The sequence below is a fragment of the Rhizobium sp. 01T417 genome (assembly GCF_056398905.1).
The window spans coordinates 160500-171730 of the sequence record NZ_JBFTQH010000010.1; the positions used below are offsets into that span (position 1 = coordinate 160500).

The 11231-nt window shown below is 60.6% G+C and carries 8 protein-coding genes and 2 pseudogenes; 4 read left to right on the forward strand and 6 right to left on the reverse strand.

Translation table 11 applies throughout. The features are described 5' to 3' along the window. Positions 1–119: 119 nt before the first annotated feature. From AC1DPR_RS13265 to AC1DPR_RS13275, 3 genes are all read right to left on the reverse strand, one after another. On the reverse strand, positions 120–995 hold the full coding sequence (locus AC1DPR_RS13265; RefSeq protein ID WP_477816448.1) for a heme-dependent oxidative N-demethylase family protein: 876 nt from the start codon (positions 993–995) through the stop codon (positions 120–122). 100 nt (positions 996–1095) lie between these two features. Beyond that, a complete protein-coding gene (locus AC1DPR_RS13270) occupies positions 1096–2034 on the reverse strand; it encodes an MBL fold metallo-hydrolase (protein WP_477816450.1) in 939 nt (312 codons plus the stop codon). A gap of 180 nt (positions 2035–2214) precedes the next feature. Then, entirely contained in the window at positions 2215–2499 is a 285-nt protein-coding gene (locus AC1DPR_RS13275) for a YciI family protein (protein ID WP_018856047.1), read from the reverse strand. 133 nt (positions 2500–2632) lie between these two features. On the opposite strand from AC1DPR_RS13275, the gene AC1DPR_RS13280 reads away from it, so the two are divergent. After that, positions 2633–3541 (forward strand): sensor domain-containing diguanylate cyclase, encoded by a 909-nt coding sequence (locus AC1DPR_RS13280; protein WP_018856046.1) that lies wholly within the window; start codon positions 2633–2635, stop codon positions 3539–3541. Here AC1DPR_RS13280 and AC1DPR_RS13285 read toward each other — a convergent pair. Genes AC1DPR_RS13285 through AC1DPR_RS13295 form a run of 3 tightly spaced genes read right to left on the reverse strand, consistent with a single transcriptional unit; the run spans position 3538 to position 7199 of the window. After that, the gene (locus AC1DPR_RS13285; RefSeq protein ID WP_018856045.1) at positions 3538–4164 is read right to left on the reverse strand and encodes an aminotransferase class IV family protein; all 627 of its coding nucleotides are present in this window, start codon (positions 4162–4164) and stop codon (positions 3538–3540) included. The two genes, AC1DPR_RS13280 and AC1DPR_RS13285, sit on opposite strands and share 4 nt — an antisense overlap. Next, positions 4161–5321: an aminodeoxychorismate synthase component I gene (locus AC1DPR_RS13290; RefSeq protein ID WP_477816449.1), complete on the reverse strand. Its 1161-nt coding sequence runs from the start codon at positions 5319–5321 to the stop codon at positions 4161–4163. Before AC1DPR_RS13290 ends, AC1DPR_RS13285 begins: the two co-directional genes overlap by 4 nt. Positions 5322–5342: 21 nt before the next feature. After that, a complete protein-coding gene (locus AC1DPR_RS13295) occupies positions 5343–7199 on the reverse strand; it encodes a M3 family oligoendopeptidase (RefSeq protein WP_477816451.1) in 1857 nt (618 codons plus the stop codon). Between the two features lie 208 nt (positions 7200–7407). Between AC1DPR_RS13295 and AC1DPR_RS13300 the strand changes: the two are divergent. From AC1DPR_RS13300 to AC1DPR_RS13310, 3 genes and pseudogenes are all read left to right on the forward strand, one after another. After that, a pseudogene (locus AC1DPR_RS13300) lies at positions 7408–8671 on the forward strand (sigma-54-dependent transcriptional regulator); the annotation flags it as partial. A gap of 65 nt (positions 8672–8736) precedes the next feature. Continuing rightward, positions 8737–8961: pseudogene (locus tag AC1DPR_RS13305) on the forward strand (helix-turn-helix domain-containing protein); the annotation flags it as partial. Positions 8962–9139: 178 nt separating this feature from the next. Beyond that, positions 9140–11032, forward strand: a complete 1893-nt coding sequence (locus AC1DPR_RS13310; protein WP_112666492.1) for a peptidoglycan L,D-endopeptidase MepK — start codon at positions 9140–9142, stop codon at positions 11030–11032. Positions 11033–11231: the final 199 nt, after the last annotated feature.

Consider the following 11231-nt stretch of genomic DNA (forward strand, 5'->3'; position numbering starts at 1 on the left):
TGTGGAAGGCGACGAAGGCGATGGGCCTTTAGGAATTCATCTGGAAATTGCGCAGAGAATGCGAGATTATCGGCTCTAACCACAAAACGGCGTCACAATAAAGAGCAAGAGCATAAAACTCAGGCGGGAGTGAGGGTGTCCGCGAGCGCTCGAAGCTTCGCGACGAGTTCGGCCTTCTGCAGTATCAGACCTTTATAGGCCGCCTGCTGCTCATCGAGACTATCCAGCTGCGCGGCGAAGCTTCCGGCAAGTTTGGCGGCATTCGGGTGGTCGGCGATCGCGGCTATCGAATCGACATAGACGCGGATGGTGAACAGAATATCGCCCGACTTCGGCAGTTTGTGCAACGTCTGGCGCTCGACGCGAGCAAAGCGCTCGGCGAGCGTGAACGGGTCGGCCGACGGCGGGCGGCGGTGTTTGGAGAGTGGCAAAAATAGTTCATCCGTGACGTTCACGGACCAGTTCAGCCGTTCCACAGGTTGCGAAACCTGCAGGTTATCGAAGATGCGGGTGATGAGTGTCGCGTTACGCGTACCTTCGCCGAAACCGGGCACGTCGGCGTGAATCGCCTGCATCGGGCGACCGAACTTCTCCTGCAGCGACCATGAGGACGGGAAGGCGACAAAGCCGGCGACAAGATGCCAGCCGTCTTCCCTGCGTCGCATGATGACGAGATCGTCCTGAACCAGCAGGCCGGCACGCAGCAGGGGCGGTGCATCCCGCTCGGTTGCATGGGCAACGCTGTCGGCAAGCTTCGGATGATATTCCGCAAGATAAGCCAGCAGGAGATCGAAGACCTCCTGCTGTGCTTCCGCGGTATCCGCCTCGGCAACGAAGATCTCGTCGCGATGTGTCTCGATCAGGCGTCGTTTCTCGCCGACATAGCGGGCCCAATCGTCATCCGGCTCGATCCAGCGGCTAGGATCGAGCGGCATCAAACCGATGGTGAAAGGCCGGGCGGAGCCGCCATAGGGTGTATAGGTCAGAGGCGTCATGATCGCACTCTATGCCGCCAATGTCCCCCGATGGAAGACCGTCCGCCACAGACTGTCCGGATGGGGCCAGATTTGGCTCATGCCCTGACCCGACAAGCCCTCAGTAGTCCCAGAAGACCGGCACCCAACGAAAATCGTCGCCCTCGACTGCAACGTGGCCAACGGACGGGAACGGCAGATGAGTAGCCACCAGCAGTCCGCCGGTCTCCGCCAGCTCCCGCAAAAGTCGGACCCGGACGCGGGCCGCTTCTTCTGGATCGTGTTCGAAACCGTTATACCAGTCGGGGTGTTCGAACCCGACCGCGAACACGGCGTCGCCGGCAAACATCAGCCGGTCGTTGCCGGACGCCACGCGGACCACGCTGTGCCCAGGGGTGTGACCGCCGGTACGTGTGGCGACCACGCCCGGCGCCACCTCTTGCTCCTCATCGAACAGCCGCAGATGGCTGCGGTATTCTTCGGTGAACCGTTTGGCGGCCGCCCGAAGCGCGTCCGGGAACCCCGGCGGCATCGAGACGCGGGAGAAATCGGGCGCCTCCCAGAATTTGACCTCGGCGGCGGCCACGTGGATCCGCAGGTCCGGCCGCAGCCGTTCCTTCACCCCGTCGACGAGCAGCCCGCCAACGTGGTCCATGTGCATGTGGGTGAGCACGATGTCGGTGACGGATCCAAGATCGATGCCAGCCGCCTCCAGTCGCTTGGTCAACTGCCCGGCCCGCGGCAAGTTCAAGTCCGGGTCCAATCCCAGCCCAGCGTCGATGAGTATGGTCTGCCCGCCGCTGCGCACCACGACCACGTTCAGCGCCCAGTCGAAAGCGTCCGGCGGCAGGAACATGTCCTTAAGCCAGGCCGCCCGGGCGGTCGGGTCGGCGTTATGTCCCAACATCGCGGTTGGAAGCGGCAGTACCCCATCGCTGACCACCAGCACGTCAATCTCACCGACCCGGACCGCGTAGCGCGACGGGACCAACTCTTCGGGCCGCAATCTTCCGGGCTGTGAGGTGTTGTTCTGGGTCATACCTGACTTCTGCTGACCCATCGTACCGCGTTTTGCTTCAGCCTGTGACATATTGCGCTCCTGTCTTTCGTGAGAGACATATCGGGCAACGGACCATGCGGACTCTATGGTGAAGCGTTTTGGCGGTCGAGGTACACCTAAGTTTGGGGCGGCCCGTGCTCCAAGTAGAGCACAGTGAATTGGCGGTGCGCCGGTTGTGAATCAGCCCTTTAAAATATCCAATCCCTCGATAGTCGTGGTGATGGCGACCTCGGTGATCTCGTATTCGGCGATGCCATGCACCGTGAAGGGATCTTTTGCGACGTAGGCCTCGATTTCGGCATGCTGACCGACCGCGAGCACCACGCCGCCAGTTCGCGGCACCTTGCGGCCGGAGGCGAGGAACCAGCCTTTTGCATAGCCTTCCTTGACCCAGGCCATATGCGGCTCCATATGCCTGTCGGCTTCCTCGTTCGGCTTCACATAGGTCAGGGCGAGGATGAACATCGCAGAATTTCCTTTCGGGGTGTTGTGTTCCGATGCATGTGAATATTCAATCGGCGCCGAGCCATCCATCTTCTTTTTTGAGCTCTGCGCCAAAGTGCGAACCATTGTTTGCAGCGTGCCCCGGAACAATTGGATGAACCAGATATCTGAGCGGCTTGCCGAATTGCAGGAAGAAAGCGCGGTCCTGATCGCCGTTTACGATCAAGAAGACCGGTTGCGCTATGCAAATGCTGCCTTTCGTTCGACTTTCGCCATCGAACCGGACGAGACTCCCTTGTGGTCGGAACTCATGCGGCGCAATACGAAGGCGGGTAAGGGGACGATCATTCGCACTGCTGATTTCGAGACTTGGCTCGTTTCCGCGCAATCGCGCCGGGGCAAGCTGCCGTTCAGGGCGTTCGAAACCGACGTCGTCGACGGTCGCTGGTTCTGGATGACCGAGACCGTGCAGAAAGACGGCTGGATGCTTTGTGTTGCTAGCGACATCACCTCTCTGAAGCAAAGCGGGCGAGACGTACGGCAGGACCGCGACTTTGCGCTGCGGGCCTCGCAGACGGATGAGTTGACCAGTATTTCCAACCGTCGCTTCATGATGGCGGCGCTGGAGAGCCTGATCGCGGGGCAGGCCTCTGGCAATCCCGGCACTGTGGGCTGCATCTGCATCATCGACCTTGATTTCTTCAAGCGCATCAATGACATCTATGGCCACCAGTTCGGCGACGATGTGCTGATTGATTTCTCACGCCGCGTGCAGCCGGTTATCCGCCGACGTGACAGCTTCGGGCGGATCGGCGGCGAGGAATTCATGTTGATCCTGCCGGATACGACCCTGGCGCAGGCCGAACTGATCATAGAACGCCTCATCGGAATGGTGCGCGGCGCGCGTCCGATACCCACCGCACCGTCCTTCTCTTACACCTGCTCTGCAGGGTTGGCGGAGTTGCGGCCAGGAGAGACGGCGCGCGAGGTCTATGCCCGCGCCGACGAAGCCCTGTATCACGCCAAGCAAAGCGGCCGCGATCGGTTGAAGATCGTGGCCTAGCTGAGGAGGCGGGCCGGTATCAGTCCGCGCAACGAATTACCCATATAGAGTGTTCCGGCTGTCAGATCGTGGACAGAGATGCGTCCAACCCGCGCCTTGCGCTGGCAGATCAACTCGGTGCGCAAGACGCCGGCGAGCAGGCCGCAGGAGATTGGCGGCGTGCGCAACACGCCTGATCCGTCGTCGAGAAAGACTGAGGTGATGGTGCCTTCGCAGACCTCGCCGCGCTCGTTCAGAAGCAGAACTTCGTCAACTTCGGACGACGGATATTCGGCGCGTGCGGTCTCGTAGACACCACGGCGCGTCGTTTTCATCCGCAGCAATTTGTCGGCGGAATCGAGACGGGTTTCGGCAATCCGGACCTTCCATGTGGTGCCTTCTGGTATCGGCGCGAAGGGAGCCGTGGTGATCTCGATCTGCCCCAGCCGGTCGAGCGTCAGACGCGTTCGCCGTGCCGTTGTGGCGCTGCTAACCGCTTCTTTCAGTTTCGCGGTAGCATCCGTGGGGTCTGGAAAGCCGATGCGGCGCGCGGAGCGGGAGAGGCGCGCCAGGTGCAGGCGCAGCCTGACGAAACCGGCTTCGGGTTCCCAACGCAGTGTTTCGAGCAGCGAGAAGTCGTTCATCGCGCGATCTCCTGATCGCCGATCGCAAACCGCGCTTTCAGCAGGCACTCCTCGTATTCGGCTTCGGCGGTGGAATCAAAGACGATGCCGCCGCCGACGTTGAAGACCGCCTTGCCATCGGAAAAGAGGCTAATGGTGCGGATCGCCACCGAGAAGCGCATGCCGCCGCCGGGCGCAATCATGCCGATCGCGCCGCAATAGGCGTCGCGCGGTGTGTCTTCCAGCGCGTGCAGGATCTGCATGGCACTGAGTTTTGGGGCGCCGGTGATCGATCCGCAGGGAAAGAGGGCAGCGAAGATATCGCGAATGGTCAGATTCGGAAGGAGTTTCGCCTGCACGTGGCTGACCATCTGGTGGACGGTCGGATAGGTCTCGATGTCGAAGAGTTTCGGGACATCCAGGGTGCCGACCTCCGTGATGCGCGAGATGTCGTTGCGCAGCAGATCGACGATCATGCGGTTTTCGGCTTGCGTCTTTATGTCGTCGCGCATCGCGGCGACGATTGCCGCGTCCTCGGTATCATCGGCCCCGCGTTTTGCCGTTCCCTTCATCGGATGTGTTTCGATCCAGCCCTCTTCGTCGGTGCGGAAGAAGAGCTCGGGCGAGCGTGAAAGCAGGATGGGGCCGCCGAGATCGACCAGCGCGCCGTATTTCACAGGCTGCCTCGAAATCAGCGACCAGAAGGCGGCGCGCGGACCGCCGGACCAGCGGGCGGTGATCGGCATGGTGAGGTTTGCCTGGTAGCAATCGCCCTGACGTAGGTGCCAATGCAGGCGATCGAATCGCTCTTTATATCGAGCAAAGTCCCAACCGGCCTTGGGCTCGCTCAGGAATTCGTCGTTTTCGCTGCGGTGTGTCTGCTGCGCGAGAGGATGGATACCGGCTTCGGGAGTATCGAAGACGCCGAAGGCGAGCAGCGGCGTCTCCCGGCCTTCAGGCAGGAAAGCGGCGAGCTTTTCCTCGAAGAGGTAGCCGGCTTCATAAGCCATGTAGCCCGCCAGCCATTTGCCAGCCGCTTTTGCCTCTTCCATACGGGCAAGGCCCGCAAGGAACTCGGCGCGCGTCCGGGCAATGATGATCTCCGACGGATCGGAAAAGAGCATCACTTGCCCGGTCGTGTCATCCCGGAACAGAACGTAGCGTTCAGCCTTGGTCATGCCTGCCTTTGGATCGAGAGCTTATGCGCTCTTATCAAGCGCTTCCAATTCGTCGATCAGCCCTTCGATCATCGACAATCCCTTGCTCCAGAACGACGGATCGGTGGCGTCGAGGCCGAATGGCTTCAAAAGCTCCGAATGATGCTTGGTGCCGCCCGCCTTCAGAAGCTCGAAATACTTCTCCTGAAAGCCCTTGTCGGCCTTCTGGTAGACGGCATAGAGCGAGTTGACCAGGCAATCTCCGAAGGCGTAGGCGTAGACGTAGAAGGGCGAGTGGATGAAGTGCGGGATATAAGCCCAGTAGGTCTCGTAGCCTTCCGAGATCTTGATCGCGGGCCCGAGGCTTTCGGACTGCACTGAGAGCCAGAGTTCTCCGATATCATCCGATGTCAGTTCGCCGGCCTTGCGGGCGGTGTGGACTTTGCGCTCGAACTCGTAGAAGGCGATTTGGCGCACGACCGTATTGATCATGTCCTCGACCTTCTGGGCAAGCATAGCCTTGCGCTCACGCTTGTCCTTGGTCTTGTCGAGAAGGGCGCGGAAAGTCAGCATTTCGCCGAAGACGGATGCGGTTTCGGCAAGCGTCAGCGGCGTCTGGCACATAAGCGCGCCCTGGGCGCCGGCCAGAACCTGATGGACGCCATGGCCAAGCTCGTGGGCGAGCGTCATCACGTCGCGCGGCTTGCCGAGATAGTTGACGAGCACATAGGGGTGCGCCGACGGAACGGTCGGGTGCGCGAAGGCGCCGGGCGCCTTGCCGGGGCGGACGGGGGCGTCGATCCACTGCTCGTCGAAGAAGCGCTTGGCGATTGCGGCCATCTCCGGCGCAAAGTTGCCATAGGCCGACAGCACCGTGTCCTTTGCCTCGTTCCAGGAAATCACGGCATTGGAGGTTTCCGGCAGCGGTGCGTTGCGGTCCCAGAAGTTCATTTGGTCCATGCCGAGCCATTTTGCCTTCATCTTGTAGTATCGGTGCGAGAGGCGGGGATAGGCTTCCTTGACGGCAGCCGCCAGCGCGTCGACCACCTCGCGCTCGACACGGTTTGCAAGATGCCTGCTGTCAGCAATGTCCTCGAAGCCGCGCCAGCGGTCCGAGATGTCCTTATCCTTGGCGAGCGTGTTGGTGATCAGCGCGAAGATGCGCAGGTTTTCCTTGAAGGTCTTCGCCAGCGCCATCGCAGCCTTATGGCGAACCTCAGGATCCTTTTCCTGGAGCATGTTCAGCGTGACTTCGAGCGGCAGCTTCTCGCCGTCGACCTCGAAGCGCAGGTCCGCCATCGTCTCGTCGAACAGGCGGTTGAAGGCAGCCGCCGAGGTCATCGATTTTTCTAGGAACAGCTGTTCGAGCTTGTCTTCCAGCTGATAGGGCTTGTCCTTGCGCAGGTCGATGAGCCAGGGTCGGTAGTGGCCGGCATCCGGGTCGTTTGCCATGCAGGCATCGATGACGGCGTCGTCGATGCGATTGAGTTCAAGCGCGAAAAACAACAGATGGCTGGAGAATTCGGTGATCTTTGTCTGGGCGTCACCATAGAGCTTGCCGTTCACCGGGTTCGATGTGTCGGAGAAATAAGTAAGGCCGGCAAAGGAGCCGAGGCGCCCGATAATGTCGTCCAGCGCCTCATATTCCTTCAGTGCCTGACCGATGCCCTCGGCGCCTTTTTTTGTCGCGGCATCGGCAAGCTTGCCCTTCCACTTCTCTTCGAAGGCGATTGCCTGTCTGCCGGCCTTCTCCATGTCGGCGGTAAAGGCCGTGGAGGTTGCGGAGGGGTAGAGATCCTGCAGCTTCCAGGTCGGCAGTTCGCCCAGAGCGGCGTCGGTCGCGGAGGCAGCAGAACTTGCCGAAAAATTAATGGCGGTGCCGGAGAGCGTGTTTTTCATCATCGGAGTCCTCTTCCTCTTTTGCGACAGGCTTGACTGTCTATGCCGCTAAAGGCTTGGCATCAAGGGGCTTTCGCCTGCCCACAAGCTCCGTTTCGGGTCGGATTCGGCCTCGTCACAAACGTTAAAATGCAATTGTTTCTCAAAACTGGATGTTCAAGCCTTTCTGCCAAAGTGCCTCTCAGGTTTCGCATGAAGTGAGGCAGCAATGACCGGTTACCATGAGCTCAAGGGTGCAGCGCAGATACTCGTCGTCGAGGACGACCCGATCCAGCGTCGACTGCTCAAGAACGCGATAGAGCGTCACGGCCACGTCGTCCATCAGGCGGAAAACGGCCGGATCGGGCTGGAGATGGTGAAGAGAGGCAGCGGCCTCTATAATGTCATCGTTCTCGACCTGATGATGCCGGAGATGACGGGCCTCGAATTCCTCGAGGCACTGCACGAATTCGGCACGCATGTTCCGGTGATTGTCCAGACAGGGCAGGGCGGTATCGAGACCGTGGTGCAGGCAATGCGCGCCGGCGCCTTCGATTTCGTCGTCAAGCCGGTCTCTCCGGAGCGGATTGCCAATTCGATCTCCAACGCCCTGAAGCTCGACCAGCGCGAGGTCAAGGCACGCGCCGGCCGCCGATCGCGCTCCGGCGCAGTCGGCTTCGATGATATCGTTTCGGCCAGCCCGGCAATGCTCCGCGTCATCGATCTGGCGCAGCGCGCAGCGCAGTCGAACATTCCTGTCGTGCTTGAAGGCGAGTCCGGTGTCGGCAAGGAACTGGTCGCCCGTGCGATCCAGTCCGGCAGCGACCGTTCCGGCAAGCCATTCGTCACGGTCAATTGCGGCGCCATTCCGCACAATCTGGTCGAAAGCATTCTCTTCGGCCACGAAAAGGGCGCCTTCACCGGTGCCACCGAAAAGCATATCGGCAAGTTCATGGAAGCCGATGGCGGCACCATCTTCCTCGATGAGATCGGCGACCTGCCGCTCGAGGTTCAAGTCAAGCTGCTGCGCGCCGTCCAGCAGGGGGAAATTGAGACCGTTGGCGCGCGCACTGCGCACAAGGTCAATGTCCGGCTGATTTCGGCGACAAACAAGGATCTGATCGAAGAGGTCAAGAACGGCCACTTCCGCGAGGACCTCTACTATCGCCTGAATGTCTTCCCGATCACCATTCCCGCGCTCCGCAAGCGAAAGGAAGACATTCCGCATCTCGTGCGCGTCTTCACCGAGCGCTTCTCGAGCGAGCAGAAGAACGGCCGTCGTATGTCGGTTAGCTCCGGTGCATTGGCTTTGCTCACAGCCTATGACTGGCCGGGCAATATCCGCCAGCTCGAGAACGCGATTTTCCGCGCGGTGGTCCTCGCCGAAGGCGGTGAGCTGACCGAAGCGGATTTCCCGCAGATTGCGGCACAGCTGCCCGAATACGAGGTCGTTGATCATTTGGCGCTGGTCGCCGACAACACGCGTGTCGATCGACAAAACGACTTTTCAGCCACCGATTATCCGGCCCATCAGGCCAGCGTCGAAGAGGCGGTTGCACGAATCACGGAGGCGCCCGACAACGCAATTGCGAGCACAAACCCTGCCGGGGATGTGCGCAAGCTCGCGGATGTGGAGGAAGAACTGATCCGATTCGCCCTTAAATTCTATCGGGGGCAGATGAGTCAAGTGGCTCGGAAATTGGGTATCGGAAGGTCCACATTGTACCGGAAACTCAAGGATTACGGCATAGACCCCGACAATCCGCTGAAGGACGCGGCATAGGTTTTCTAATTAACACTCCGGCAATCATCTTTTGTTACGAAACATAAACCACTTGTTAGTGGGCTGTTCACTATGTAAAGAAAAGGTTGAACGCGTGTGGCATTTTTGCCATCGTGTGACCGCATTTAACAGTCAACGGTGTCAAAGAGGGACCATCGGCTGTCTGACGGGGATTGAGTTGCCGGATCTGAATCGGAATACGAGACCTTCGCGCTTGAACTGGCGCACAAGGTCCACGGGCCTTTGCGGAAAGGTGTTTAGGACGGCTATGGCCGCCCTTCTCGCACTCGCCGTTTCGTCGCCTGTTCTAGTCAGTTCGCCTTCCGAGGCGGCAGGCGAAACGCGTAGTCTCAAACTCTATTTCGTCCATACCGGCGAAAAAGCCGTCATCACCTACAAGCGCAACGGCCGGTTTGACCCGAAGGGTCTCCAGCAACTGAACCGGTTCCTTCGCGACTGGCGTAAGAACCAGCCGACGAACATGGACCCGCGCCTTTTCGACCTCATCTGGGAAGTCTACCGTCAGAGCGGCTCGCGCGACTACATCAACGTCGTCTGCGGCTTCCGTTCTCCGGCCACCAACGCCATGCTGAAGTCGCGTTCGCGCAATTCCGGCGTCGCCGAGAAGAGCCAGCATATGCTTGGCAAGGCGATGGATTTCTTCATTCCCGACGTCAAACTGGCCACTTTGCGCGGCATCGGCATGAAAATGCAGGTCGGCGGCGTTGGATTCTATCCGAAATCCGGCTCTCCCTTCGTCCACATGGACGTCGGCGGCGTCCGCGCCTGGCCGCGCATGAGCCGCGAAGAACTGGTCCGGCTCTTCCCCAACGGCAACACGATGCACATCCCATCGGATGGCCGTCCGCTGCCGGGCTACGAGCAGGCGGTGGCCGATTACAAGCGTCGCGTGAGCTCGACGCAGGTGCAGATGGCAAGCTCCGGCGCCTATTCGGGCTCGTCGGTCGGCGATCAGCCAAAGCATAAGACGCTGTTTGCAGCCCTGTTTGGAGGCGGCGCCGACGAGGCCGAAGACAGCTCCGATGATGATAGCAGCGCAGCAGTGGCGGTCGCGAAGGCGACGCCGCCAGCGGCTAACATGCCGAACGCCGCCAATCCCGGCGAGCAAGCGCCCGCGCAGGCTACTGAAGTCGCAAGTGTAAACGCGCCGATTCCGCAGGTGCGTCCGGCGTTCGCCAATCAGCCAGGCGGTAGCGAGATGGCCAGCGCCCTCGTCGCTCCGCAATCCGGAAATGCAGCGCAGCAAGCCCTTTCCGCTGTGACCGAGCAAGGTCAGCAGCAGTTCGCGGATCTCAGCGCCTACAGCGTACCGGTTCCTTCCCTACTCGGACCGCGCCGCTCTCCAGGAGACGCGGAAGTCGCCTCGGCTGATCCATCTGCGATGACGGGGAATCTCGCAGCGGTTCCGACGCCGGGTGAACGACCGGCGCTTGCCGAAAAGCTTCTGGCCGCGGCGAGTGCCGATGCCGAAGCTGAGGACGACATGGTGGACCAGGAAGATACGCTTTCTCCGGCCGTTGCCGATGCCCTCGACCAGCAAAATGTTGATGGCGATCGTCAAGTCGCATCCAACCAGGCGCCGGTCACGAGCGTCGAGCAGGCTATTAACGCGGCAATGCCGCAAAAGGTTCCGGGCGAAAGGCCGCAATTGCAGCTTGCCGCTCTGGTGCCGGCGACGAAGTCCGCAAGCTTCGGCGATGCGTTCGATGCACCGAAGCCGACCGATGCGAATGGACTGTCGCAGGGCCTGCCGACCAAGGGCGGCCGCCCGACGAAGCATGAGGCGGCAGAGGCCGACGCCAGCCGCGCAACGGTTCGCACCGAGCCGAAGCTGACGCAGAAGATCATCTCGCAGTGGGCGCTCACCAATGCCCGCATGGAAATGGTCACCAAGCCGGTCAAGGCGCCTCGCTTCGTCAGCCAGACGCTTCGTGCCCAGCCGACCGCGGTCTATGCCGAGGGCTTCACGAAGACAGCCTCCATCGATCCGGGCCGCTTCAGCGGCACTGCGGTCAACTTCATGGAAGTGCGGAAGTTCGACTCGAACTAAGTCGGACAGAACAAGAATTTCGAAGAGCCGTCGGAGCAATCCGGCGGCTCTTTTGTTTGTGCGCCCAGCATGGGCGCATTCTTGTGGGTGGAAGTCCCACCGTAAGCTGGTCACGGCGAACGAAGAGAAGCGCAACTGCGGAAGGGCGACCGACCGTGGGGAGGAAGCGTGGATCGAAACTGCGGGCCGATGAACAAGA

Excerpts from the sequence above, each read along its gene's own strand:
- AC1DPR_RS13265 (WP_477816448.1), bottom strand. The coding sequence starts at position 995 with ATGACGCCTCTGACCTATACACCCTATGGCGGCTCCGCCCGGCCTTTC.
- AC1DPR_RS13270 (WP_477816450.1), bottom strand. The coding sequence starts at position 2,034 with ATGGGTCAGCAGAAGTCAGGTATGACCCAGAACAACACCTCACAGCCC.
- AC1DPR_RS13275 (WP_018856047.1), bottom strand. The coding sequence starts at position 2,499 with ATGTTCATCCTCGCCCTGACCTATGTGAAGCCGAACGAGGAAGCCGAC.
- AC1DPR_RS13280 (WP_018856046.1), top strand. The coding sequence starts at position 2,633 with ATGAACCAGATATCTGAGCGGCTTGCCGAATTGCAGGAAGAAAGCGCG.
- AC1DPR_RS13285 (WP_018856045.1), bottom strand. The coding sequence starts at position 4,164 with ATGAACGACTTCTCGCTGCTCGAAACACTGCGTTGGGAACCCGAAGCC.
- AC1DPR_RS13290 (WP_477816449.1), bottom strand. The coding sequence starts at position 5,321 with ATGACCAAGGCTGAACGCTACGTTCTGTTCCGGGATGACACGACCGGG.
- AC1DPR_RS13295 (WP_477816451.1), bottom strand. The coding sequence starts at position 7,199 with ATGAAAAACACGCTCTCCGGCACCGCCATTAATTTTTCGGCAAGTTCT.